This window comes from Burkholderia sp. FW306-1C-G01B, assembly GCF_058781685.1.
In genome coordinates, this window is sequence record NZ_JBYSWZ010000011.1 from 83,482 (window position 1) to 107,136 (window position 23,655).

General features: G+C 69.0%; 21 protein-coding genes and 1 riboswitch. Of the genes, 6 read left to right on the forward strand and 15 right to left on the reverse strand.

The window, feature by feature from the left end; all coding sequences use genetic code 11:
• Window positions 1–2 precede the first annotated feature (2 nt).
• Both glyS and glyQ read right to left on the reverse strand, forming a co-directional pair.
• Window positions 3–2,102: a glycine--tRNA ligase subunit beta gene (gene glyS / locus AC3WLY_RS22145; protein WP_175962017.1), complete on the reverse strand. Its 2,100-nt coding sequence runs from the start codon at window positions 2,100–2,102 to the stop codon at window positions 3–5.
• Window positions 2,103–2,124: 22 nt separating this feature from the next.
• Complete coding sequence (gene glyQ, locus AC3WLY_RS22150; protein WP_175962016.1) at window positions 2,125–3,129, reverse strand: glycine--tRNA ligase subunit alpha; 1,005 nt, start codon at window positions 3,127–3,129, stop codon at window positions 2,125–2,127.
• Window positions 3,130–3,450: 321 nt separating this feature from the next.
• Here glyQ and AC3WLY_RS22155 point away from each other — a divergent pair, with 321 nt between their 5' ends.
• Window positions 3,451–5,106, forward strand: coding sequence for a hypothetical protein (locus tag AC3WLY_RS22155; protein WP_492332717.1), 1,656 nt, complete (start codon window positions 3,451–3,453; stop codon window positions 5,104–5,106).
• Between the two features lie 78 nt (window positions 5,107–5,184).
• Here the strand turns inward: AC3WLY_RS22155 and lnt are convergent, their stop codons facing one another.
• From lnt to AC3WLY_RS22195, 8 genes are all read right to left on the reverse strand, one after another.
• On the reverse strand, window positions 5,185–6,876 hold the full coding sequence (gene lnt, locus AC3WLY_RS22160) for an apolipoprotein N-acyltransferase (protein WP_492309916.1): 1,692 nt from the start codon (window positions 6,874–6,876) through the stop codon (window positions 5,185–5,187).
• Between the two features lie 52 nt (window positions 6,877–6,928).
• Window positions 6,929–7,816 (reverse strand): CorC family transporter, encoded by an 888-nt coding sequence (locus AC3WLY_RS22165; RefSeq protein ID WP_072443463.1) that lies wholly within the window; start codon window positions 7,814–7,816, stop codon window positions 6,929–6,931.
• A gap of 305 nt (window positions 7,817–8,121) precedes the next feature.
• On the reverse strand, window positions 8,122–8,271 hold the full coding sequence (locus AC3WLY_RS22170; RefSeq protein WP_175962013.1) for a hypothetical protein: 150 nt from the start codon (window positions 8,269–8,271) through the stop codon (window positions 8,122–8,124).
• Between the two features lie 71 nt (window positions 8,272–8,342).
• Entirely contained in the window at window positions 8,343–8,975 is a 633-nt protein-coding gene (locus AC3WLY_RS22175) for a gamma-glutamylcyclotransferase (protein WP_072443462.1), read from the reverse strand.
• Between the two features lie 12 nt (window positions 8,976–8,987).
• On the reverse strand, window positions 8,988–9,764 hold the full coding sequence (ybeY, locus tag AC3WLY_RS22180; RefSeq protein ID WP_175962011.1) for an rRNA maturation RNase YbeY: 777 nt from the start codon (window positions 9,762–9,764) through the stop codon (window positions 8,988–8,990).
• A 138-nt stretch (window positions 9,765–9,902) separates the two neighbouring features.
• Window positions 9,903–10,946, reverse strand: coding sequence for a PhoH family protein (locus AC3WLY_RS22185; RefSeq protein WP_034178971.1), 1,044 nt, complete (start codon window positions 10,944–10,946; stop codon window positions 9,903–9,905).
• 29 nt (window positions 10,947–10,975) lie between these two features.
• Entirely contained in the window at window positions 10,976–12,349 is a 1,374-nt protein-coding gene (miaB, locus tag AC3WLY_RS22190; RefSeq protein ID WP_034178970.1) for a tRNA (N6-isopentenyl adenosine(37)-C2)-methylthiotransferase MiaB, read from the reverse strand.
• A gap of 214 nt (window positions 12,350–12,563) precedes the next feature.
• Complete coding sequence (locus AC3WLY_RS22195) at window positions 12,564–13,496, reverse strand: LysR family transcriptional regulator (protein WP_310142841.1); 933 nt, start codon at window positions 13,494–13,496, stop codon at window positions 12,564–12,566.
• Between the two features lie 146 nt (window positions 13,497–13,642).
• Between AC3WLY_RS22195 and AC3WLY_RS22200 the strand changes: the two genes are divergently transcribed.
• The 3 genes from AC3WLY_RS22200 (at window position 13,643) to ribB (ending at window position 16,876) form a co-directional block, all read left to right on the forward strand.
• Window positions 13,643–14,818: an MFS transporter gene (locus AC3WLY_RS22200; protein ID WP_492309915.1), complete on the forward strand. Its 1,176-nt coding sequence runs from the start codon at window positions 13,643–13,645 to the stop codon at window positions 14,816–14,818.
• Window positions 14,819–15,035: 217 nt separating this feature from the next.
• Window positions 15,036–15,719, forward strand: coding sequence for a helix-turn-helix domain-containing protein (locus AC3WLY_RS22205; protein ID WP_175962008.1), 684 nt, complete (start codon window positions 15,036–15,038; stop codon window positions 15,717–15,719).
• Between the two features lie 179 nt (window positions 15,720–15,898).
• Window positions 15,899–16,047, forward strand: a riboswitch (FMN riboswitch).
• 118 nt (window positions 16,048–16,165) lie between these two features.
• Window positions 16,166–16,876 (forward strand): 3,4-dihydroxy-2-butanone-4-phosphate synthase, encoded by a 711-nt coding sequence (gene ribB / locus AC3WLY_RS22210; RefSeq protein WP_492309914.1) that lies wholly within the window; start codon window positions 16,166–16,168, stop codon window positions 16,874–16,876.
• 93 nt (window positions 16,877–16,969) lie between these two features.
• Here ribB and AC3WLY_RS22215 read toward each other — a convergent pair whose 3' ends face one another.
• From AC3WLY_RS22215 to AC3WLY_RS22235, 5 genes are all read right to left on the reverse strand, one after another.
• Window positions 16,970–17,656, reverse strand: a complete 687-nt coding sequence (locus tag AC3WLY_RS22215; RefSeq protein WP_492309913.1) for an HAD family hydrolase — start codon at window positions 17,654–17,656, stop codon at window positions 16,970–16,972.
• Window positions 17,657–17,841: 185 nt separating this feature from the next.
• A complete protein-coding gene (gene iolG, locus AC3WLY_RS22220; protein ID WP_492309912.1) occupies window positions 17,842–18,828 on the reverse strand; it encodes an inositol 2-dehydrogenase in 987 nt (328 codons plus the stop codon).
• A 111-nt stretch (window positions 18,829–18,939) separates the two neighbouring features.
• Window positions 18,940–19,767, reverse strand: a complete 828-nt coding sequence (locus AC3WLY_RS22225) for a TIM barrel protein (RefSeq protein ID WP_492309911.1) — start codon at window positions 19,765–19,767, stop codon at window positions 18,940–18,942.
• Window positions 19,768–19,805: 38 nt separating this feature from the next.
• Window positions 19,806–20,840: a xylose isomerase gene (locus tag AC3WLY_RS22230; protein WP_492308964.1), complete on the reverse strand. Its 1,035-nt coding sequence runs from the start codon at window positions 20,838–20,840 to the stop codon at window positions 19,806–19,808.
• A 144-nt stretch (window positions 20,841–20,984) separates the two neighbouring features.
• Complete coding sequence (locus tag AC3WLY_RS22235) at window positions 20,985–22,049, reverse strand: LacI family DNA-binding transcriptional regulator (protein WP_175962002.1); 1,065 nt, start codon at window positions 22,047–22,049, stop codon at window positions 20,985–20,987.
• 238 nt (window positions 22,050–22,287) lie between these two features.
• Here AC3WLY_RS22235 and AC3WLY_RS22240 point away from each other — a divergent pair, with 238 nt between their 5' ends.
• Both AC3WLY_RS22240 and AC3WLY_RS22245 read left to right on the forward strand, forming a co-directional pair.
• Entirely contained in the window at window positions 22,288–23,310 is a 1,023-nt protein-coding gene (locus AC3WLY_RS22240; RefSeq protein ID WP_371287122.1) for a fatty acid desaturase family protein, read from the forward strand.
• A gap of 36 nt (window positions 23,311–23,346) precedes the next feature.
• The gene (locus AC3WLY_RS22245) at window positions 23,347–23,655 is read left to right on the forward strand and encodes a non-heme iron oxygenase ferredoxin subunit (RefSeq protein WP_072443450.1); all 309 of its coding nucleotides are present in this window, start codon (window positions 23,347–23,349) and stop codon (window positions 23,653–23,655) included.

Below are 23,655 nucleotides of genomic sequence, written 5' to 3' on the forward strand. Positions count from 1 at the left end.
CCTTATGCGGCGAGCTTCGAGATGTCGGCGACGCAGTTCATCTGCTGGTGCAGCGCCGACAGCAGCGCGAGACGGTTCGCTCGCAGCGCGGGATCGTCAGCGTTGACCATCACGTCGTTGAAGAAGGTGTCGACCGGCGCGCGCAGCGCGGCGAGCGCCGACAGCGCGCCCGTATACGCACGCGCCTCGAGCTGCGACTGCACGTGCGGCGTCACGGCCGCGAGCTGTTCGTGCAGCGCCTTCTCGGCGGCTTCGACGAGCAGCGCCGGCTGCACCGCGCCGTTCACGCCGCCTTCCGACTTCTTCAGGATGTTCGAGATCCGCTTGTTCGCGGCCGCGAGCGCTTCGGCTTCCACGAGAAGCGTGAATTCGCGCACCGCGTCCAGGCGTGCGACGAGATCGTCGACGCGCGTCGGGTTCAGGCTCAGTACCGCGTCGACTTCGCCGGCCGAATAGCCGCGCTCGCGCAGCAGGCCGCGCAGGCGATCCATGAAGAACGCGAAGATCGCATCGGTCGCTTCGGCGACGCCCGGCACGCCTTCGAAGCGCGCGTGGGCCGTGCGCAGCAGCGACACGAGATCGAGCGGCAACTGCTTCTCGAGCAGCAGGCGCAGCACGCCGAGCGCATGGCGGCGCAGCGCGAACGGATCCTTCTCGCCGGTCGGCGCGAGGCCGATGCCCCAGATGCCGACGATCGTCTCGAGCTTGTCGGCGAGCGCGACGGCGGTCGATACGGGCGTGGTCGGCAGCGCGTCGCCGGAGAAGCGCGGCTGGTAGTGCTCGGCGCACGCGAGCGCGACGTCGTCGGCTTCGCCGTCGTGGCGCGCGTAGTACGTGCCCATCGTGCCCTGCAGTTCCGGGAATTCGCCGACCATGTCGGTCAGCAGGTCGGCCTTCGCGAGGCGCGCGGCGCGCTTCGCGTGCGCGGCGTCGGCGCCGATCGCGGGTGCGATCTCGCCGGCCAGCGCCTCGAGGCGCTCGACCCGCGCGAGCGCCGAACCGAGCTTGTTGTGATAGACGACGTTCGCGAGCAGCGGCACGCGGTCGGCGAGCGGCTTCTTCTTGTCCTGCTCGAAGAAGAACTTCGCATCGGCGAGGCGCGGGCGCACGACGCGCTCGTTGCCTTCGATGATCTCGCCCGGCGTCTTCGTCTCGATGTTCGACACGATCAGGAAACGCGAGCGCAGCTTGCCGCCGACGTCGGTCAGCGCGAAATACTTCTGGTTCGTCTGCATCGTGAGGATCAGGCATTCCTGCGGCACCTGCAGGAATTCGTCCTCGAAGCGGCATGGATAGACGACCGGCCATTCGACCAGCGACGTCACTTCGTCGAGCAGCGCTTCGGGCATCACGACCGTGTCGCCGTTCGCGTGCTCGTTCAGTTGCGTGCGGATCGTTTCGCGGCGATCGGCGAAGTGCGCGATCACGCGGCCCTTGTCGCGCAGCGTGTCGGCGTAGGCGCGCGCATGCTGGATCGCGACGAGGCCGTCGGACAGGAAGCGGTGGCCGAGCGTGGTGTCGCCGGCGTCGATGCCGAACGCGGTGACGGGCACGATGCGATCGTCGTGCAGCACCGTCAGGCGATGCACGGGGCGCACGAATTTCACGTCGGAGCCGTCCGGGCGCTGGTAGGTCATGAACTTCGGGATCGGCAGCTTCGCGAGCGTTTCGTCGAGCGCGGCCTGCAGGCCGTCGGCGAGCGTCGCGCCGGCTGCCGAATAGTTGATGAAGAACGCTTCGGCCTTGCCGTCCTGCGCGCGCTCGAGATCGGCGATCGACAGGTTCGGGTGGCCGAGCGCCGCGAGCTTCTTCGCGAGCGGGGCCGTCGGCTTGCCTTCGGCGTCGAGCGCAACCGATACGGGCAGGACCTTTTCGCGGACCTGCTTGTCAGGTGCGACGGCGCGCACGTTCTGCACGACGACGGCGAGGCGGCGCGGCGTGGCGTAGCGTTCGAACACGAGTTCGCCTTCGACGAGGTCGCGCGCCGCGAGGCGTTGCGCGAGACCTTCGGCGAATGCGTCGCCGAGGCGCGCGAGGGCCTTCGGCGGCAGCTCTTCGGTCAGCAGTTCGACGAGCAGGGGAGCGGGATGATTGTGCGTCATGTTTGGAAGAAATCTCGTCTCGTCAGTCTTGGTCGATCTTGCGTTCGACCTTGAGCGGCGGTGCCCATGCCGGCTGCGCGGCGTCCTGGGCGTCGGTGGTGAGGCCCGGCACGCCCGGCGGGTTGCCGAGCATCGGGAAGCCGAGCTTCTCGCGCGAGTCGTAATAAGCCTGCGCGACGAGACGCGACAGCGCGCGGATGCGGCCGATGTACGCCGCGCGCTCGGTCACCGAGATCGCACCGCGCGCATCGAGCAGGTTGAACGTGTGGCCGGCCTTCAGCACGAGTTCGTACGCGGGCAGCGCGAGCTGCGCTTCGATCATCCGCTTCGCTTCCGCTTCATAGCTGTTGAAGAACGTGAACAGCAGGTCGACGTTCGCGTGCTCGAAGTTGTAGGTCGACTGCTCGACCTCGTTCTGGTGGTAGACGTCGCCATACGACAGGCGGCGCAGCTCGGGGCCGTTCGGGCCGTGCTCCTCCCACTCGGTCCACACGAGGTCGTACACGTTCTCGACCTTCTGCAGGTACATCGCGAGGCGCTCGAGGCCGTACGTGATTTCGCCGAGCACGGGTTTGCATTCGAGGCCGCCGACCTCCTGGAAATACGTGAACTGCGTGACTTCCATCCCGTTCAGCCACACTTCCCAGCCGAGGCCCCATGCGCCGAGCGTCGGGTTTTCCCAGTCGTCCTCGACGAAGCGCACGTCGTTCTGCTTCAGGTCGAAGCCGAGCGCTTCGAGCGAGCCGAGGTACAGGTCGAGGATGTTCTCCGGCGCCGGCTTGAGCACGACCTGGTACTGGTAGTAGTGCTGCAGGCGGTTCGGGTTCTCGCCGTAGCGGCCGTCCTTCGGGCGGCGCGACGGCTGCACGTATGCGGCGCGCCACGGCTCGGGGCCGACCGCACGCAGGAACGTGTGGACGTGCGACGTGCCCGCGCCGACTTCCATGTCGATGGGCTGGAGCAGGGCGCAACCCTGCTTGTCCCAGTAGGACTGCAGCGTCAGGATGATTTGCTGAAACGTAAGCATGAAGAGCCTTCGAGGCGCTGGCGCTCCGTTGCGGCCGCGCTCCGGGCAGGGCCCCGAGGGTCGGCTCGCGCGGCGGCGCGGCTTGTTAGTGTGCTGAAACGCGTAATTTTACCGGATCGGCGACCGGATGCGGCCGGAACGCTGGCGAGGCCGCTGCCGGCCCGCTTCCTGCGGCCTGCGCAAGCGTGGCCCCATGCGCTCCGCGCGGGCGCATATGACCCGTCGCGACGCGCGTGTCGCGCCGCTTCGCGCGGGCGTTAAGATGCGCGTATTGCGGCTCGCGCGACGCGTGCCGCGTCACCGCTTGCAGGCTCCGACCGCATGGACGACCCGACCGACATCCTCATTCCGCTGCTTCCGCCGTTCCTCGCGCTGCTCCGGCAGGCCGCCGATGCGCAGGCGCGCGGCGAGCGCGCCGCGCACGATCTGTGGCTCGCCGCAGCCGCCCATCTGCATGCGGTCGACGCCGATGCGCTCGCGCAGCTCACATCGACGCTCGTCGCGCGGCAGCGCCCGGCCGACGCGCTCGCGCTCGCCGAATGCGCGGCGCGCGTGCGGCCGGGCGCGGCCGCGCACTTCAATCACGGCTACGCGCTGCAGATGGCCGGCCGTCACGCGGACGCGGTCGCGCCGTACCGCGCGGCGCTGGCGGCCGATGCCGGCTGGCCGTCGCTGCGCAACAACCTCGCGATCGCGCTGCGGCTGTCGGGCGGCGATCGCGCGGAGGAGATCGCGCTGCTCGACGCGGCCGTGAACGCCGATCCGCGCGACGTGCAGGCATGGATCAACCTCGTCGTCGCGCGGCTCGCGACGCACGACCTCGACGGCGCGCTCGCGTGCGCCGCACGGCTCGCCGACCTCGCGCCCGACAACGCGCTCGCGATGAACAACGTCGCGATGGCGATGAAGGAGGCGCAGCGCTGGGACGACGCCGAGCGTTACGCGGCGCGTGCGTGCGAGCTGGCGCCCGACGACGCGTCGTTCCGTTTCAACCTCGCGATCATCCAGCTCGTGCGCGGCAACCACGCGGCCGGCTGGCGCGGCCACGAGGCGCGCTGGGACGGTGCCGGCGAACTGCGCGGCCGCCGGCCGGCGCTGCCGGGCCCGCGCTGGCAGGGTGAGCCGCTCGCGGGCAAGACGCTGCTCGTATGGGGCGAGCAGGGGCTCGGCGACGTGCTGCAGTTCTGCCGCTTCGTCACGCCGCTCGCCGAGCGCGTGCATCGCGAGGGCGGCCGGCTCGCGTGGAATACGTTCCCGCAGGTGGGCACGCTGATGCAGCGCAGCCTGGGCGCGCAGGCGGACGCGTTCGGCGCGGGCGGCGGCGTCGACGCGCTGCCCGCATTCGATTACGAAGTGCCGCTGATCGGCCTGCCGCTGATGCTGGGCATGGAAGCGTCGACGCTCGCGTCGTCGGTGCCGTACCTGCGGGCCGATCCCGATGCGCGCGATGCGTGGCGCGCGCGGCTCGCGGGCGAGCGCCGGCTGAAGGTCGGGCTCGTGTGGACGGGGAGTGCGGGCCACCAGCGCAATCCGTTCCGGCGCGTCGGGCTCGAGCGTTATGCCGACGCGTTCCGCGGGATCGACGGCGTCGCGTTTTATTCGCTGCAGCCGGGCGCGGATGCGGATGTCGCGGCGGCGCGTGCAGCCGGCTTCGCGATCGCGGACTTCACGGCGGAACTGAAGAGCTTCGACGATACGGCCGCGTTCATCGGCGCGCTGGATCTCGTGATCACCGTGTGCACGTCGGTTGCGCACTTGTCGGGCGCGCTCGGTGCGCGCACCTGGGTGCTGCTCGACGTGAATCCGCACTGGCCGTGGCTGCTCGAACGCAAGGACAGCCCGTGGTATCCGACCGCGACGCTGTACCGGCAGCGGACGTTCGGCGCGTGGGAGCCGGTGATGGAGGAGGTGAGCCGCGATCTGTGGAGCCTGGCCGCGCAGCCGGCTCAATCGGACCGATCGGCCCGGCAGGCCTGAGCGGCCGACCGCGTTGCGGTCGCGGGCCGCGTCGCGCGGCGGCGGCCTCCATGCAGCGCGCGGCGGCCGCCTGTTGCGTCATGCGTGCCGGTCGTCGTCGGGCTTCGGGCCGTTGCGCCGGCGCAGCCCCGGCCCGAACGTGAAGCCGAACGCAAGCAGCACGAACGACACCGCGAGCACGATGTTGTTGCCGCTCGTCACGTACGGCGTGAAGCCGCTCGTGCCTTCGATCCGCACGTCGAGCGAGCCGATCGTGAACGGCTTCAACTGGCCGAGCACGCGCCCGTGCGCGTCGATCGCGGCCGTCATCCCGGTATTGGTCGAGCGCAGCATCGGCCGGCCCGTTTCGAGCGAGCGCATCCGCGCGATCTGCAGGTGCTGGTCGAGCGCGATCGTGTCGCCGAACCATGCGAGGTTCGTCACGTTGACGAGCACGCCGGGCGGCTGCGGGTTGTCGCGGATCGTTGCGGCGATTTCCTCGCCGAACAGATCCTCGTAGCAGATGTCGGCCATCACGGGCTGGTTGTGCACGAGGAACGGCTTCTGCACCGGCGCGCCGCGCGCGAAATCGCCGAGCGGCATCTTCATCAGGTCGACGAACCACCGGAAGCCCCACGGAATGAATTCGCCGAAGGGCACGAGGTGGTGCTTGTCGTAGTGATAGATGTCGCGCGAGTTCGGCGTCACGCCGTACAGGCTGTTCGTATAGTCGACGTAGCGGCCCTCCTCGGTCACCGACGCGCCGACCGCGCCGAACAGCACGGCCGAACCGGTCGTGTCGCTGAACTTGCGGATCGCGACGGCGAACGGCTCGGGCAGCTCCTGGATCATCACTGCGATCGCGGTCTCGGGCGTGACGATCAGGTCGGCCGGCTTCTCGACGATCATCTGCTGGTACATCTTGATCGCCGCGTCGATGCCTTCCTGCTCGAACTTGATGTCCTGCTTCACGTTGCCCTGCAGCAGCCGCACGGTGAGCGGCGCGTTCGCGGGCACGGTCCACGTGACCTGCGACAGCCCGAGGCCGGCCGCGACGAGCGCGACGGCGACGCCGGCCGGCGCGGCGATGCGCACGCGCGCGTTGCCGCCGGCGCCGCTTTCACGCGCGGGCGACGGGCGCGCGGCGGCGAGCGCCTGCACGACCAGCGCGGCGAACAGCGCGAGCACCCACGCGATCCCGTACACGCCGACGATCGGCGCGAAGCCCGCGAACGGGCCGTCGACCTGCGGGTAGCCGCTCGCGAGCCACGGGAAGCCGGTGAGCAGCGTGCCGCGCAGCCATTCGCCGAAGGCCCACGCGCTCGCGAACGCGAACGCGCCGTGCCAGGTCGGCGAGAACGGCCGCGGGTCGGGCGCGCGGCGATGCCATGCATGGCCCGCGCAGAACGACCACAGCCCGGCCGAGAACGCCGGGTACAGCGACAGGTACAGCGAGAACAGCACGAGCGCACCGCCCGCGAGCGGCGCAGCCATCTCGCCGTATACGTGCATGCTGATGTAAAGCCACCAGACGCCGCTGATGAAGTTGCCGAAGCCGAACGCGCCGCCCGTGAGCGCGGCGCCGCGCCAGCTCGACGTGCGCGTCAGTTGCGCGAAAAACCAGACGAATACGGCGAGCTGCAGCCAGCCGCCGTGCGGCATCGGTGCGAAGCTGAGCGTATTGGCCGCGCCGGCGAGCAGCGCGGCCGGGTAGTGCCAGCGCGGCAGCGCGCGGCCGGGTGCCGGCGCGAGAAGGCCGCCAGCCGGGCGGGACGGGATCGGATCGTCCATGTGAAGCGGAAGTGGGCGAGCGGTTGAAGGAGACGCGGCTGGCGCGGGACGGTCAGTCCTCGTGCGAGGTGTCGGCGCGACGGCTGGCGAGCGGGTTGCGGCGTACCAGCAGTACATGAACCTGGCGCGCATCGCCGCGCTGGATCTCGAACACGAGGTTGCCGAGCTGCAGCTTCTCGCCGCGGTGCGGCACGCGTCCGAAATGATGGGTGATCAGGCCGCCGATCGTATCGACTTCGTCGTCGGGGAAATCGGTGCCGAACGCCTCGTTGAACTGTTCGATCTCGGTAAGCGCGCGCACGCGGTAGCGGCCGTCCGGCCCCGCGATGATGTTGCCGGCTTCCTCGTCGAAGTCGTATTCGTCCTCGATGTCGCCGACGATCTGCTCGAGGACGTCCTCGATCGTGATCAGGCCCGCGACGCCGCCGTATTCGTCGACGACGATCGCGAGGTGGTTGCGGTTCACGCGGAAGTCGTGCAGCAGCACGTTCAGGCGCTTCGATTCGGGAATGAACACGGCCGGGCGCAGCATCCCGCGCACGTCGAACTCTTCTTCGGCGTAGAAGCGCAGCAGATCCTTCGCGAGCAGCACGCCGATCACGTTGTCGCGGTTCTCCTCGAACACGGGGTAGCGCGAGTGCGCCTTTTCGAGGACGAACGGGATGAAATCCTCGGGTTTGTCGGCGATGTTGATCGCGTCCATCTGCGCGCGCGGCACCATGATGTCTCGCGCGCACAGGTCGGATACCTGGAACACGCCTTCGATCATCGACAGCGAATCGGCGTCGATCAGGTTGCGTTCGTGGGCGTCCTGGAGGATTTCCAGCAGCTCGCCGCGGGATTCGGGCTCGGGCGAGATGAAGTCGGTCAGGCGCTCGAGGAGCGAGCGCTTTTCTTGCGGTTTGTCGGTTGGCTTACGACTGGGATACGAATCGTTCATGGTGGTGCGCCCGGGTCGTGCCGGGGCGCGCTGTCACGGAGTAGGCAAGGATACACCAAGGGCACGACGCGACCGTGTCACCCCGGCCGTGCGGCCAGGGTGCGCAGCCCGCGCGGGCCTGCTCGCGGACGGCCGCGCCGGGCGCGGCATCGTCCTCGTGTCCATCCTATCCCAGAAAAGGGCGGCGGCGCAGCAGCGGCAAAAAACGGGTGCGGGAAGGGCGGGTGCGGCGCGCAAGGGCGACCGGCCGGCCGGTCGGTACCGGGGCGGCATTCTGCCGCATGCGATCGCGCCAGGCGCGCGGCTCAGAACCGCATGCCGGTCGAGCAGCCGCCGGCGGCCGCGCCGTTGGTCGCGGCGCCACCGCAGCCGAGTATTCCGCAGCCGGACAGCGCGACGCTCGCGGCGACGATCAGCGCGGCGACCTTGCAGCGCGACCAGTGTGACGGTTTCATCGGCAGGAACCTCGTTCGAATGCGCAGGGAGCGCGGTTTCGCGCCGCGGCAAGCCGGGCGTCGCGTTTGCGTCACCGGCATCGCGCAAGCAGCCCTTCCAGCGCGCGATCGGGGATGCCGCTCGCGCGCAGCGCGTCGACCGTGCGGCTCACGTAGTCGAGCGTCGTGCCGTAGCGGCCGGCCGCGCAGCCGAACACTTCCTTCACGACGGCGTCGGACAGCTTGCCCGTATAGGTCGGCGCGTCGCGGCGCATCACGAACGCGAGCGCGTTCACGCGCTCGCCGTTCTCGAGCGAGCACGGCAGCCACGCGGGCCGGTACGAACCCATCGGCATCTCGCGCTTCCACAGCGTCTCGAGGTGCGGCTGCGCGGTCGGGCCCGCGAGCCGGAACGCGATGCCCGAGCACGAGCCGCCGCGATCGAGCGCGAGCACGAGGCCCGGACGTTCGGGCGTGCCGCGGTTCACGCGCGACCACAGGTAGAGCCCGCGATGGTAGCCGTGCACCTTGCCGCGCACGGCGGCGACGGTCGGCAACCCCGGGTTCCAGATCAGCGAGCCATAGCCGAACAGCCAGAGGTCCTGCCGGCCGTCCCAGTCGCGCATCGTGTGCGCGAGCGACGCCGCGAGCTCGTCTTCCGTCAGAAGCCGCCCGTCGCCGATCGACGGCGGGTAGGCGGGCGGGAGCATCGCGGCGTTGCGCATCGTGCGGCCGGCTTACTGGTACGGGTTCGGGAAGCCCAGCTTCGCGAGGATGTCGACTTCGAGCGCTTCCATTTCGGCCGCGTCCTCGTCGCTCGTCTCGTGGTCGTAGCCCTGCGCGTGCAGCGCGCCGTGCACCAGCAGGTGCGCGTAGTGGGCCGTGAGCGGCTTGCCCTGGTCGTGCGCTTCCTGCTCGACGACCGGGCAGCACAGCACGAGGTCGCCGATCACGGTGCCGTCGGGCGCCGCGTCGTACGCGAAGGTCAGCACGTTGGTCGGGTAGTCCTTGTGGCGGTAGCCGGCGTTCAGCGTGCGGCCTTCGTTTTCGCCGACGAAGCGCACGGTGAGCTGCGCGCTGGCGAACAGCGCCGGCTCGATCCATTCGGCGATCAGCTTGCGCTTGGGCAGCGTCTTGCGCACGTCGCTCGTGATTTCGTCGCCGTATTGCACGGACAGGTCGAGTTCCGGCTCGCGCAGCGCGCCTTCGATTTCGTCTTCGCGCGGCGCGGGCTCGGCGCCCACGTGCAGCGTCACGCTGTCGTAGTGCTCGGGCTGCAGCGCCAGCTTCGCGCGCATCTCCGGATCGTTGTGCTGCGCGACGATCGCGACGGCCGCGTCCCCCGAGCTGCCCGACAGGTCGAACATCAGGCTGCGGCCGTCCGGGAAGTCGATTCGCAGCCCCAGTGCGTTGACGGTCCGGGCCTTGCCCTTCGCATCGAACAGCGAAAGACGGGGGGATTCGGGCGCGGCGGACTGGGTGCGGCCGGACTTGCGAGAACGGGAGGATTTCATGACACGTGGGGCGATTGGAACGCGTTGAGGATACACCAAACGGCCGATCGCGCCCGAATTCGCGCGGGCGAAAAAAGGCCCGGCGCGCCGTCTGGCGGGCCGGGCCGGCAGGCCGGGGCAGCGCGCGGGCGCCGCCGGTCAGCCGTCCTGATGCTGCGCGTGGAACTCGTCGTATGCCTCGACGATGCGCGCGACGAGCGGATGGCGCACGACGTCCGCGCTCGTGAAACGCGTGAGCGCGATGCCGCGCACGCCGCTCAGCACCTGCTGCGCCTCGACGAGGCCGCTCTTGTGGCCGCGCGGCAGGTCGACCTGGCTCGTGTCGCCGGTCACGACCGCCTTCGAGCCGAAGCCGATCCGCGTGAGGAACATCTTCATCTGCTCGGGCGTGGTGTTCTGCGCCTCGTCGAGGATGATGAACGCGTGGTTCAGCGTGCGGCCGCGCATGTATGCGAGCGGCGCGATCTCGATCATCTGGCGCTCGAACATCTTCGCGGTCTTGTCGAAGCCGAGCAGGTCGTACAGCGCGTCGTACAGCGGACGCAGGTACGGGTCGACCTTCTGCGCGAGATCGCCCGGCAGGAAGCCGAGCCGCTCGCCGGCCTCGACGGCCGGGCGCGTCAGCACGATCCGCTTGACCTGGTCGCGCTCGAGCGCGTCGACCGCGCACGCGACCGCGAGGTAGGTCTTGCCGGTGCCGGCCGGCCCGATGCCGAGCGTGACGTCGTGCGACAGGATCTGCTTCAGGTATTCGCGCTGCGCGGGCGTGCGGCCGCGCAGGTCGGCGCGCCGCGTGTAGAGCTTCGGCCCCTGCTCTTCGAGCGCCTCGTCGTCGAGCTGCACGACAGGCTCGTCGAACGGATGGTCGGGGTCGCCGCGAAAGCGCACGTCGAGCGTGTTCTCGCGGCCGTTGCCGGCGGTGTGGCGCACTTCGACCAGCGCGAGCTGGATGTCGTCGACCGACAGCGGATCGCGCGCGCGGTTGTAGAAGTTATCGAGCGCCGCGAGCGCGAGCTTGGCGCCGCGCCCGCGGATCGTGATCCGGTGGCCGCGCCGCGCGAGCGTCACGTCGAGCGCCTGTTCGATCTGCCGCAGGTTTTCGTCGAGCGGGCCGCAGAGATTGGCGAGGCGCGCGTTGTCGTCGCGCGGCGCGATGAATTCCAGGGGGTGGGCGGGCTTCAAAGTGGCGTCGGGCTCCGGTGATGCGTCGGTCAGTGGGTGGCCGCGCTCGCGTCGTCGCTGACGAGCACGAGCTCGCCGCGCAGCGAATGCGGGTACGCATGGTTGATCTTCACGTCGATCATCTGGCCGATCAGGCGCGGGTGCGACGCGAGCGGCGCCGGGAAATTCACGACCCGGTTGTTCTCGGTACGGCCCGCGAGTTCGTTCGGATCCTTGCGCGACGGGCCCTCGACGAGGATCCGCTCGACCTTCCCGACCATCGACTGGCTGATGCGCGCGACGTTCTCCTCGATGGTCGCCTGCAGATGTTGCAGGCGTTTGAGCTTCACTTCGCGCGGCGTGTCGTCGTGCAGGTTGGCGGCCGGCGTGCCGGGGCGCGGGCTGTAGATGAACGAGAAGCTCGTGTCGTAGCTCATGTCGTGCACGAGCGCCATCATCTTGTCGAAATCCTCCTCGGTCTCGCCGGGGAAGCCGACGATCATGTCGGTCGACAGCGACAGGTCGGGGCGGATCGCGCGCAGCTTGCGGATCACCGATTTGTACTCGAGCACCGTGTAGCCGCGCTTCATCGCCATCAGGATGCGGTCGGAACCGTGCTGGACGGGCAGGTGCAGGTGGCTCACGAGCTTCGGCACCTTCGCGTAGGTGTCGATCAGCCGCTGCGTGAATTCCTTCGGGTGCGACGTCGTGTAGCGGATCCGCTCGATGCCGGGGATGTCGGCGACGTATTCGATCAGCGTCGCGAAATCGGCGATCTCGGATGCGCCGGCCGTCAGCGCGCCGCGATACGCGTTCACGTTCTGGCCGAGCAGCGTGACTTCGCGCACGCCCTGGTCGGCGAGGCCGGCCACTTCGGTCAGCACGTCGTCGAGCGGGCGCGACACTTCGTCGCCGCGCGTGTACGGCACCACGCAGTAGCTGCAGTACTTCGAGCAGCCTTCCATGATCGACACGAACGCGCTCGGCCCCTCGACGCGCGCGGGCGGCAGGTGGTCGAACTTCTCGATCTCGGGGAACGTGATGTCGACCTGCGCGCGGCCGCTCGCGCGGCGCGCGTCGATCATCTGCGGCAGGCGGTGCAGCGTCTGCGGGCCGAACACGAGGTCGACGTACGGCGCGCGCGACACGATCGATGCACCTTCCTGGCTCGCGACGCAGCCGCCGACGCCGATCAGCAGGCCGGGCTTCGCTTCCTTCAGCTCGCGCACGCGGCCGAGATCGGAGAACACCTTCTCCTGCGCCTTTTCACGCACCGAGCACGTGTTGAACAGGATGACGTCCGCGTCTTCGGGGTTGTCGGTCTTTTCGAGGCCTTCGGCCGCATTGAGCACGTCCACCATCTTGTCCGAGTCGTACTCGTTCATCTGGCAGCCGAAGGTCTTTACGTAAACTTTCTTGGTCATGGGGATTCGCCGTTCGCAGTGGTTGACCTGGGGGCGTCGTCAAGGGTGAATCGGGACGGCCGTGCGCTGCACGCAGGTTGCGCGCGTCGAGTATGAAAGGCCGTCGGGAAAGCATTCCATTATAGCTTTTCGCGCTGCGCCGGATGGCCGGCGGGTTGCGGCCGCGCGACGTCGGTCGTCAGGTTCCGACCCTTGAGCGGCGGTGCACCGGCCGTCAGCGGCATGCGTGCAGCAGGTCGTCGAGAGCGGCTTCCTCGCGCGCGAAGCGTTCGGCGAGAAAGTCGAGCAGCACGCGCACGCGCGGCGCCATGTAGCGCTTGCTGTGATAGATCGCGTGCAGCGGCGCGTCCTGGTGGCGCCAGTCGGGCAGCAGCACGCGCAGCCGGCCCGCGCGCACGTCGTCGGCGATGTCCCACAGCGATTTCAACGCTATGCCGTGGCCGCGCAGCGTCCATTCGCGCGTGAGGCCGCCGTCGTTGGTCTCGAACGCGGTCGCGACCGGCACCCTGTGGATCTGCACCTCGTCGCCGCGCGTGAAGTGCCAGACGTTCATCGGCCCGGACGCGATCGTGATCACGTTGCACGGAAAGCGGGCCAGATCGTGCGGGTCGGTCGGCATGCCGTGGCGCTCGACGAACGACGGCGCCGCGCACAGCACGCGCCGGTTCGTCGCGAGACGGCGGGCGATCAGTGCGCCGTCGGGCGGCGCGGCGAAGCGGATCGCGAGGTCGATTTCGTCCTGCCACAGGTTCGACGACGAATCGGACGCCGTCAGCGAGAACGTGACGTCGGGATGGCGTGTCGTGAATTCGTCGAGCCAGTCGAGCAACTGGTTGCGGCCGAAATCGGACGTCGACGACAGCCGCACCTTGCCGCCGACGACGTTGCGGCCTTCCTGCAGCATCGCGTCCGCGTCGTCGAGCGCCTGCAGCGCCTGGCGGCAGCAGTTCAGGTACAGCCGGCCCTCGTCGGTGAGCCGCAACTGCCGCGTCGAGCGTTCGAAGAGCCGCGTCGCGGTCTTCGCCTCGAGCTTCGCGAGGCGCGCGCTCGCGGCGGCCGGCGTGAGGTTCAGCTTGCGCCCGGCCGCGGACAGGCTGCCCAGTTCCGCCGCCTCGACGAACAGCCGGATATCGCCCAGTCGATCCATTCGATTTTCCAGAATTTTTTGAAAATGGTTCAAATGCCACGCCAATTATCAAATATAGGCGTCTTCGGGACAATGCGCGCACATCCCGCTTCTTGTGCGGTGCGGCACCGACCGGGCGCCGCGTCCGCCGCCTTCCGGAGAACGTCATGCCCATTCCGTTACTGGCGCTCGCGATCAGCGCCTTCGCCATCGGCACCACCGAATTCATCATCATGGGCCTGCTGCCCGAAGTCGCGCACGATCTCGCCGTCTCGCTGCCGTTGGCCGGCCTGCTCGTCACCGGATACGCGCTCGGCGTCGCGGCCGGCGCGCCGCTGCTCGCGGTGCTGACGAGCCGCATGCCGCGCAAGGCCGCGCTGCAGTTGCTGATGGCGATCTTCATCGTCGGCAACGTGCTGTGCGCCACCGCGTCCGGCTACGCGATGCTGATGGTCGCGCGCGTCGTCACGTCGTTCGCGCACGGGTCGTTCTTCGGGATCGGCGCGGTGGTCGCCGCGTCGCTCGTGCCGGCCGACAAGCGGGCGAGCGCGATCGCGCTGATGTTCACGGGGCTCACGCTGTCGAACGTGCTCGGCGTGCCGTTCGGCACGTTCGTCGGCCAGCTGCTCGGCTGGCGCGCGTCGTTCTGGATCGTCGCCGCGCTCGGCGTGCTGGCGCTCGGCGGCGTGGCCGCGCTCGTGCCGAACCGCCACGACAGCGGGCCGGTCGGTCTCGGCCACGAGGTGCGCGTGCTGAAGGAGCCGCAGGTGTGGCTCGCGCTGCTGATGACCGTGCTCGGCTTCGGCGGCGTGTTCGTCGTGTTCACGTATATCGCGCCGATTCTCGAGACGGTGTCGGGCTACTCGCCGCGCTCGGTCGCGCTGATCCTCGTGCTGTTCGGCGCGGGGCTGACGATCGGCAATACGATCGGCGGCAAGCTTGCCGACCGCGCGCTGATGCCGTCGCTGATCGCGATCCTCGTCGCGCTGATGGCCGTGATGGCCGTATTCGCAAAAACCAGCCACCTGCCGGTCGCGGCCGCCGTCACCGTGTTCGTGTGGGGGATCGCCGCGTTCGCGACAGTGCCGCCGCTGCAGGCGCGCGTGGTCGAGAAGGCCGCGAGCGCGCCGCATCTCGCGTCGACGCTCAATATCGGTGCGTTCAACGTCGGCAATGCAGGCGGCGCGTGGCTCGGGGGCCTCGCGCTGGAACACGGCTTCGCGCTCGATACGCTGCCGTGGGTCGCCGTCGCGGTGACGTTCGCGGCGCTCGTCGTCACGTGGCTTGCAATGCGGCTCGACGCGCGGGCGCCGGCCCGCGGCGCGGCGCCGGCGGCGCAATGAGCGGCGCGATAGTGGCGTGACGGCGACGCCATAGCGGCAGGAAAAGGTTCGCGAGAAACGCATTCCTCCGCGATGCTGATAACGGTGTGAAGATAACTTCGTTTGCCCGCGCAAGGCCGGGTGATAGCGTCTCGATACGCGCCGTTGCAGGCGCAACCCGATTTCGATCCCGGCTTACCCCATACGCAGGGCCGCGCGGCGGCCCGGAGGCAATGCTATGTCTTCATCCCTGGCGCTGGTGCGCGACGTGTCTTCCTTCGAGTCCGGCAACGCCGCCGACGCGCGGGCATCCGCATCGCTCGATGTCCTCGAACAGGTCGTCGGCGTGAACCTCGCGCGCTTGCGCGCCGAGCGGCAGTTGTCGCTCGATGCGCTCGCGCGGCTGTCCGGCGTGTCGCGCGCGATGCTCGCGCAGATCGAGTCGGCGCGCAGCGTGCCGTCGATCAAGGTGCTTTGCAAGATCGCCGCGGCGCTGAAGGTGTCGGTCGCCGCATTCCTGCGCCGCCATGCGGTGAACGGCTTCGAGCACCTGGCGGCCGAGCGCGCGTCGCGCGTCGTCAGCTCGAACGGCCGTTTTTCGGCGCGCGCGCTGTACCCGGAAGGCGAGCCGGCCGCGGCCGAATTCCACGAGCTGCGGATCGCGCCGCTGCATACGGAGCCCGGTACGCGCCGCGCGCCCGGCACGACGGTCAATCTGGTCGTCAGCGAAGGCACGCTCGAAGTCAGCGTGCACGACCGCCGCCAGTTGCTCGCGACCGGCGACGCGATCGTGTTCGATGCCGACCAGCCGTACAGCCTGCGCAACCCGGGCGACAGCGAAGCGCGCGCGTTCCGCGTGACGGTGAGTCCTGAAGTGCCGCCGCGCTGGCTCGTGCCCGAGGCGGCGCACGCGGCCGGCTGATCGTGCGGGTTGCACGGAACGGTTGACGTCCCCGTCTGGGGCGGGATCGCAGCGCGGCCGTTTGGACGATGTCGTTAGACGGAGTCGTCAGTAAGGTTTTAGATGTTGTTGGCTGCGCGACGTGCGCGGCTGTTGTATGCTTGGCCCGCCGTCGATGGGCAGCCCCCATCCGGCAATCAGTGCGTCTTCAGGGCGGGGCGAAATTCCCCACCGGCGGTAGGCTGGCGTAAGTCGGCGAGCCCGCGAGCGCCCGCGCAACCGCGCGGGGTCAGCAGATCTGGTCGAATGCCAGAGCCGACGGTCACAGTCCGGATGAGAGAAGATGTGCAGATAGTCATGTCCGCCAGGGCCGCTTCGCGACGCGCGCGAAGCGGGTTGTCGTTCTGTCTGTTTGCAATGCCCTGAAACGTTTTTCGCCCAAATCGTAATTGCGAGGAGCGTTTCACATGTCCTTGATGTCCGTTTCGTCGGCACCCGCCGACGCCTTTGCCGATCTCCCGTTGCTGGATTCCGAACCGGTGCCGCCGCGCATCGCCGCTGCGCTCGAAGCGATGCGTGCTGGCCGCGCGGTCGTGCTGCAGGACGACCACGACCGCGAGAACGAGGCCGACCTGATCGTCGCCGCCGAGCGCATCACGCCCGAGACGATGGCGCTGCTGATCCGCGAGTGCAGCGGCATCGTGTGCCTGTGCCTGACCGACGACACAGTGCGCGCGCTCGAGCTGCCGCCGATGGTGCAGACCAACGAGAGCCGCAACGGCACCGCGTTCACTGTCTCGATCGAGGCGCGCGACGGCGTGCATACGGGCGTATCGGCGGCCGACCGCGTGACGACGATCCGCGCGGCGATTGCAGACAACGCGAAGCCGCACGACATCGTGCGTCCCGGCCACGTGTTTCCGCTGCGTGCGCAACCGGGCGGCGTGCTTGCGCGCCGCGGTCACACCGAAGGCACGGTCGACCTGTCGATCCTGGCGGGCCTGAAGCCGGCCGGCGTGCTGTGCGAGCTGATGAATCCGGACGGCACGATGACGCGCGGCGACGACGTCGAGCGTTTCGCGAAACAGCACGGGCTGCCGATGCTGACGATCGCGGAACTCGTCGAATTCCGCGAGGCGCTGGCCGTTGCGCGCGAGCGCTGCTGCGAGCCGGCCTGAGCGAGGAGGGAGCGGGCGCGTTCGCGCCCCTGCCTGATACGGCGTGCGTGAACCGGCGCACGCCGGGCCGGCCTGATCCGGCCTGTATAAAAGTCAGGACTGCACGTCGCCGAATTCGCCGCGCATGCCGGCTTCGACGAGCGCCGGCAGTTCGTCCATCTTGCGCATGATCCGCGTGATGCCCATCGCGCGCAGCGCGTCCGCGTAGTTGTCGGGGATGTGGCTCGCGCCGACGAACGCGATCGTCTTCATCCCCGCCGCACGCGCGGCATTCAACCCCGATACGCTGTCCTCGACGACGATGCAGCGCGCCGGCGCCACGCCGAGCGTCTGCGCCGCATGCAGGTAGACGTCGGGGTAGGGTTTCGGCCGCGACACCTGCTCGGAACTGAACACGCGCTCGCCGAAGATCTCGGTGAGCGATGCGCGCTTCAGCGAGTTGCGCACGCGCACGAGCCGGCTGTTCGACACGACGGCGGCCGGCAGGCTGACCTTCAGCAGTGCGTCGCGCACGCCGGTGATCGGCGCGAGCGATTGCGCCAGCGCGATCTCGATGTTGTGCTCGATGGTCTCGATGAAGTCGGCGGGCATCTCGAGCCCGAAGCGGGATTCGAGCCCCGACAGGAAACGCGACGTCTGCTGGCCGAACGCCGACTTCGCGGCGGCTTCGAAATCGATGTGCGGGAAGGTGGCGGTCAGCGTGTCGAGCAGCACGCGGTCGGCGATGACTTCGCTGTCGACGAGCACGCCGTCGCAGTCGCAGATGAGGTGATCGAGCATGATGGTGAAAAAGCGGGATATCGGCGACGCCGATCGATTCGCCATCATACGTGCTTTCACGCGCATGCCGCGCGACGTTTCGGCAAATCTGCCCGATGCGGCCGTGCCGTCGCAGCATTTCGTACAGGTGTGCTGCCGATGGTGCGACGGCGGCGGCCCGCTTGCACGGGCCGCCATCGCTTGCGTCACATCTCGATCACGCGCCCCGTTTTCCACGACGTCATCGCGGCCTCGGCCAGCTCGAGCGCGGCGAGCCCGTCGTCGATCGTCGTCCTGACCGGCGTGCCGTCGCGCAGCGCGTCGACGAAGTGCGCGATCTCGGCCGAATACGCATGCCGGTAGCGCTCGAGGAAGAACGGCTCCGGCACGTCCGTCGCGATGCCGCCGGCCAGCCACGCGCTCACCTCGGTCGGCCGCACGTTGCCGGCCTGCAGCATCCCGTTGCTGCCGAGCAGCTCGAAGCGCTGATCGTAGCCGTAGGCCGCGCGCCGCGACGTGTTGATCTGGCACAGCAGCCCGCGCCGCGTGCGGATCGTGACGGCGGTCGAATCGAGGTCGCCGGCATCGAGCACGGCCGGGTCGGTCAGGCAACTGCCGGTCGCGTGCAGCGTCTGCGCTTCGTCGCCGAGGATCCAGCGGAACACGTCGAAGTCGTGGATCAGCATGTCTTTGAAGATGCCGCCCGAGCTGCGGATGTAGTCGACGGGCGGCGCGCCCGGGTCGCGGCTCGTGACGACCAGCATCTCCGGCGCGCCGATCTCGCCGCGTTCGACGCGCGCCTTCAGCGCGGCGAAGGTCGGGTCGAAGCGGCGCTGGAACCCGATCATGCAGGTCACGCCGGTGCGCCGCACGACGTCAGCGCATGCGCGCGAGCGCTCGACGCTCAGGTCGACCGGCTTCTCGCAGAACACGGCCTTGCCCGCGTTCGCCGCCGCGACGATCAGGTCCGCATGCGTGTCGGTGCTCGACGCGATCACGACCGCCTGCACGGTTGCGTCGCCGAGCGCGCGATCGATATCCGCGACCTGCGCGCCGTGTGCGCGTGCGAGCGCTTCGGCCGACGGCGCATGCCGGTCGATCACGTATTTCAGTTTCGCGCCCGGATGGCGCGCGAGATTCGCCGCATGGATCTTGCCGATTCTTCCCGCGCCGAACAAAGCGAATTCGATCATCCTGTTCTCCTGTTCCGTTGAGTCCGTGGTCTTCTTCCTGTCTGGCCCGCGCGTATCGCGCATGGCGTCATGCGTGCCGGTCGCCGCGCCGGCCGCGTACCGCGGCGACGCTCAGCAATCCGCCAGTTCGCGCCGCACGTATTCGACGCTCGCGCGCAGCCGGTCTTCGATGTCGTCGGCTTCGGCGATTTCGTTCGCGAACGGCTCGAACGAGAACGCGCCGCGGTAGCTGCGCGCGAGCAGTTCGCGCAACTGCCGGATGTTGCCGAGCCGGTCGGCGCCGCCGACCAGCACGCGATGGCCGTCGCGCATCCGGTCGACCGGCAGGTCGTCTTCGTCGACGCCAGAGATGTGCACGAGGCCCGTCAGGTTCGGGAAGAAGATGTCCTCGCCCGACAGGTGATGGTGGAACGTGTCGTGCACGAGCCGGAAGACCTGTTCGCCGGCCGCGGCGTAGATGCCTTTCACCGCATCGGACTTGCGGCGCAGCGCGCACTCCTCGAAACCGAGCGGCTCGATGAAGCCGAGCAGGCCGCGCGCTTCGAGGATCGGCTTGAGCGCCTTCAGCGCCTTCACGAGATCCGCATGGCGCGCGTCCGCACCGCGCGTGTCGCCGCGGCTGTTGGTCGGGCACAGCACCAGCGCACGCGCGCCGCACTGCGCCGCGTAGTCGGCCAGCACGGTCGCTTCGTCCGCGCGCTCGGCGTTCCATTGCTCGAAGCGCTGCAGCGCGTTGATCGTCAGGATCGTCACGCCGCCGGATTCGGCCGTCGCGCGCACGGCGGCAGCCGGCGTGCCGTCGACGATCTCGACGCCGTCGAGATCGTTGCGGATCTCGATCGCGTCGATGCCGAGGCGCCGGCACAGCGCGACATAGCGGTCGAGCGGCAGGCGCGGCGCGCTCATCCGGTTCAGCGAAAAGTGGAATGCTTGCGTCATCGTTCTGTCCTTGTGTGTCGAGTAGGGCGGGGTCCGAATCAGGGGCCGGGGCGGGCGGTGCCGCCGGCCGGCGGGTTTGCCGGCGGCGCTGCGAGCGCGTGCCACGTGTCGCGCAGCCAGTGTGCGCACGCGACGTTGTTGTCGAAGATCGAATAGCGTGCGCCGCCGCCGTAATCGGGAAACGGGATGAACTCGCAACTGATCTGCTCGAGCCGCGCCGGCCGCGCGTGAACCTGCGATTGCAGCAACTGGCGTAGCGCGGCTTTCCACGTGTCGAGCGCCGCCGCGTGCCAATCGCCGTGGTATGCACCCGGTGCCGGCATGACGAACGGGTACTGGATGCCGCGGCCAGGTCTGCCGTCCGCGCGGCGCATCCAGCGGTTCTCCGGATTGTTCGGGATCACGCTGCGCGCATGCGCATGCCGGACCCAGCCGCGCGCGATCCAGTCGGCGTAGATGGCGGCCGGCGATGCAGGGTCGAGCACGAGGCTGCCGCTGTCGACCCGTTCGCGAATGCCCGATGCGTCGAGTTCGGCGCGATTGCCGATCTTGAACAGCAGGTGCGAATGATCGAGCGTGATCCGGAACGGCGCACCGGCCTGCTCGACATGCCGCGCGACACGCGCGACGCGCGTGAAATCCTCGCTCCACATGTCGACATGTACTTCGAAGCTCGGCAGGCAGCCGACCGGCTCGCCGCGTTCGTACGTACGCAGGTAGAAATCGGCGACTTCGCGGTCCGACAGCGGATGGCCGTCCGCGTGATGCGCGTAGAGCTGGCAGTTGAGCACCGTGCTGCCGAACCGCGCGCCGGCATCGACGATTTCGGCGACATGCGCTTCGTCATGGCCCGCGCGCCAGATGCTGCCGATCACGCGAATCGGCAGCGCATGGCGTTCGACCAGCGCGAAATACGGCGACAGATCTTCGCCGCGCGCCGGGTTCTTTTCGATGTAGTCGAACATGCCGGCATTGGCGACCATCCGGAAGCGTTCGGCGGGCGCGGGCAACGGCAGGCCGTCGTGTTCGAGCACGCCGTCGAGGTTCACGCCGATGAGGATCGGTTCAGCCATCGTCTCCTGTCCGTTGTTGTCGTGGGGATGGCTGCTCAATGTACGGATGCGCCGCGCGGGCTGCATGACAAACGTTGACGAAAAATCGCCAATGCGCCGGTCGATTTTTTCGGCACGCGCGTGCGCCGCGAGGCGCGGCGACATTCAGGGCTGCAGGTAGGCGCTCGTCCTCACGTTCGCCGCACAGAACACGCGGAATTCGACCGGGTCGCCGGGCGGCGGCTGTTCGACGATCCCGCACGCATGCAGCACGTGCTGCAGCGCGGAAATCGCCTGTCCGTCGGGATCCTGGTCGATCGCGAGATCCATCGCGCCGGCTTCGATGAAGCTGCGGTGCTCGTCGAGCATCTCGTGCCCGATCCAGACCACGCGCCCGGTCGCGCCGGCCTTGCGCAGCGCCGCTTCGATGCCGGCCGAGCCGGCGCCGCTGTTGTAGATCGCGACCACGTCGTCGTGTGCCTGCAGTGCCTTCGTCACCGCGCGGTAGCAGCGGTCGTCCTGGTCGAGCGTCTCGACCGGCTCGCCGTCGCAGCGCAGCGCGGCGAACGCGTCGGCAAGCTGGTCGCGGCAGCCGGCCATCCGGTCGGCGTGCGCGCGGTAGCCCATGCGCCCGCCGAGCAGCAGCACGCGGCCGGGGCGTGCCGCCAGGCGGCCGACGTAGTAGCCGGCCGTGCGTCCGGCGCGGTAGTTGTCGATGCCCGCGTAGTGCACGCGATCGATGCCGCCGATGTCGGTGACCATCGTGACGACGGTTTCGCCGCGCGCGATCGCGCCGGCCAGTGCATCGCGCACGCGGGCGGTGTCGCGTGCCGTGACGATCAGCGCCGCGCGCCGGTATGCGGGCCGTTCGATCAGCGCGGCGGCGCGTTCGTCGTCCGCGGCGGGCAGGATCGTCCGGTGCACGACCACGCGCCGGTCGAGCATCTGCAGCGAGCGCTGCAGCGCCTGCTGCAGCCGCCGGAAGAACGGCGCGTCGGTGTCCGGCAGCAGCACGTCGACGTGGATCAGCCCGTGCCGCGTGTCGGGCAGTTGCCGCGGCACGCCGAGCTGCCGCGCCGCCGCGACCACGCGCTCGCGCGCCTGCGCCGACACGCTGCCGCGCTCGTTCAGCACGCGGTCGACGGTGGTCGTGCTGACGCCCGCGAGCGCCGCGATCTCGTCGAAGCGCGCGGTGCGCTTGCGCCAGCGCGGCCCGGATTCACCTGCCATGGTCGTCTCCATCGTTGTGGTCGCCATCATCGGGGGCGTGGCGCTGCCAGGAACGCTAAAACGATGGCGAAATTTCGTCAACGTTTCGATTGAGCGGGGGCGGCCGGTCGCCTAATTTTGGTTCCATGGGGAAGCGCTTGCCGCGCTTCCCGCGCACAAGCAAACCAGGGAGACACGAGTGGTCCATACCGACGACCAGGCGCACGATCGCACGGCGGCGCGCCGTCAGGAATACAGAATGATCGGCGGCGCCGGCGAGCGCGCGCACGCGGCTGGGCTCGTCAACGCCGAGTGGTACCGGTGCGCGGTGCCGCGGCCGCTGATGAAGCAGTTGATGCAGCGCGGCGACGCGCGTGCGATCCGCGACACACTGATCTGGTACGCGGCGATCGCGGCCAGCGGCGCGCTCGCGTGGCTTGCCTGGCGTGCGCATTCGGCGTGGGCCATTCCCGCGTTCTTCGTGTACGGCACGCTCTATTGCAGTCCGGCCGACTCGCGCTGGCACGAATGCGGGCACGGCACCGCGTTTCGCACGCGCTGGATGAACGACGCGCTGTACCAGGTCGCGTCGTTCCAGGTGTTCCGCCGCGCGACGGCGTGGCGCTGGAGCCATGCGCGTCATCACACCGACACGCTGGTCGTCGGGCGCGATCCGGAAATCGCCGCGCCGAAGCCGACCGACTGGCTCGCGCTCGCGCTGAACGTCGTCGCGCTGAAGCATGTGGCCGGCGAACTGCGCAAGATGATCGCGGCCGCGTTCACCGGCCGGCTCGACGACGAGGAGCGCACCTACGTGCCCGAGTCGGAATGGCCGAAGGTCGTGCGCGAGGCGCGCATCCATCTGGCGGTCTATGCGCTCGTGGCCGGTGCGTCGCTGTACTGGCACACGCTCCTGCCGCTGCTCTACATCGGCTTGCCGAGCCTCTACGGCGCGTGGCTGTACCTGTACTTCGGCCTCACGCAGCACGCAGGCATGCCCGAGAACGTGCTCGATCACCGGCGCAATTGCCGCACCGTGATGATGAATCCGGTGTTCCGCTTCCTGTACTGGAACATGAACTACCACGTCGAGCACCACATGTTCCCGATGGTGCCGTTTCACGCGCTGCCGAAGCTGCACGAGGCCGTGAAGGCCGACATGCCGCCGCCATACTGCAGCACGCTCGCCGCGTATGCGGAGATCGTGCCGGCGCTGGTCCGGCAGACGCGCGACCCGTCCCATTACGTCGTGCGGCCGGTGCCGGACACGGCGCGCGCATGACCGGCATCGAACAACCCGATCAAGGAGACACGCATCATGACGCAATGGATCGACACCGGCGCGCTCGACGACATCGACGATGAAGACGTCGCGCGCTTCGATCACGCAGGCCGCACGTACGCGATCTACCGGATCGACGGCCAGGTTTATGCAAGCGACGGCCTGTGCACGCACGAGAACGTGCATCTCGCGGACGGGCTCGTGATGGGCCATGTGATCGAATGCCCGAAGCACAACGGCCGCTTCGACGTGCGCGACGGCCGGCCGCTGTCAGCGCCCGCATGCGAGAAGCTGCGCACGTACCGCGCGAAGATCGAGGGCGGCCGCATCCTGATCGAGGTGTGA

Excerpts from the sequence above, each read along its gene's own strand:
- glyS (WP_175962017.1), bottom strand. The coding sequence starts at position 2,102 with ATGACGCACAATCATCCCGCTCCCCTGCTCGTCGAACTGCTGACCGAA.
- glyQ (WP_175962016.1), bottom strand. The coding sequence starts at position 3,129 with ATGCTTACGTTTCAGCAAATCATCCTGACGCTGCAGTCCTACTGGGAC.
- AC3WLY_RS22155 (WP_492332717.1), top strand. The coding sequence starts at position 3,451 with ATGGACGACCCGACCGACATCCTCATTCCGCTGCTTCCGCCGTTCCTC.
- lnt (WP_492309916.1), bottom strand. The coding sequence starts at position 6,876 with ATGGACGATCCGATCCCGTCCCGCCCGGCTGGCGGCCTTCTCGCGCCG.
- AC3WLY_RS22165 (WP_072443463.1), bottom strand. The coding sequence starts at position 7,816 with ATGAACGATTCGTATCCCAGTCGTAAGCCAACCGACAAACCGCAAGAA.
- AC3WLY_RS22170 (WP_175962013.1), bottom strand. The coding sequence starts at position 8,271 with ATGAAACCGTCACACTGGTCGCGCTGCAAGGTCGCCGCGCTGATCGTC.
- AC3WLY_RS22175 (WP_072443462.1), bottom strand. The coding sequence starts at position 8,975 with ATGCGCAACGCCGCGATGCTCCCGCCCGCCTACCCGCCGTCGATCGGC.
- ybeY (WP_175962011.1), bottom strand. The coding sequence starts at position 9,764 with ATGAAATCCTCCCGTTCTCGCAAGTCCGGCCGCACCCAGTCCGCCGCG.
- miaB (WP_034178970.1), bottom strand. The coding sequence starts at position 12,349 with ATGACCAAGAAAGTTTACGTAAAGACCTTCGGCTGCCAGATGAACGAG.
- AC3WLY_RS22195 (WP_310142841.1), bottom strand. The coding sequence starts at position 13,496 with ATGGATCGACTGGGCGATATCCGGCTGTTCGTCGAGGCGGCGGAACTG.
- AC3WLY_RS22200 (WP_492309915.1), top strand. The coding sequence starts at position 13,643 with ATGCCCATTCCGTTACTGGCGCTCGCGATCAGCGCCTTCGCCATCGGC.
- AC3WLY_RS22205 (WP_175962008.1), top strand. The coding sequence starts at position 15,036 with ATGTCTTCATCCCTGGCGCTGGTGCGCGACGTGTCTTCCTTCGAGTCC.
- ribB (WP_492309914.1), top strand. The coding sequence starts at position 16,166 with ATGTCCTTGATGTCCGTTTCGTCGGCACCCGCCGACGCCTTTGCCGAT.
- AC3WLY_RS22215 (WP_492309913.1), bottom strand. The coding sequence starts at position 17,656 with ATGCTCGATCACCTCATCTGCGACTGCGACGGCGTGCTCGTCGACAGC.
- iolG (WP_492309912.1), bottom strand. The coding sequence starts at position 18,828 with ATGATCGAATTCGCTTTGTTCGGCGCGGGAAGAATCGGCAAGATCCAT.
- AC3WLY_RS22225 (WP_492309911.1), bottom strand. The coding sequence starts at position 19,767 with ATGACGCAAGCATTCCACTTTTCGCTGAACCGGATGAGCGCGCCGCGC.
- AC3WLY_RS22230 (WP_492308964.1), bottom strand. The coding sequence starts at position 20,840 with ATGGCTGAACCGATCCTCATCGGCGTGAACCTCGACGGCGTGCTCGAA.
- AC3WLY_RS22235 (WP_175962002.1), bottom strand. The coding sequence starts at position 22,049 with ATGGCAGGTGAATCCGGGCCGCGCTGGCGCAAGCGCACCGCGCGCTTC.
- AC3WLY_RS22240 (WP_371287122.1), top strand. The coding sequence starts at position 22,288 with ATGATCGGCGGCGCCGGCGAGCGCGCGCACGCGGCTGGGCTCGTCAAC.
- AC3WLY_RS22245 (WP_072443450.1), top strand. The coding sequence starts at position 23,347 with ATGACGCAATGGATCGACACCGGCGCGCTCGACGACATCGACGATGAA.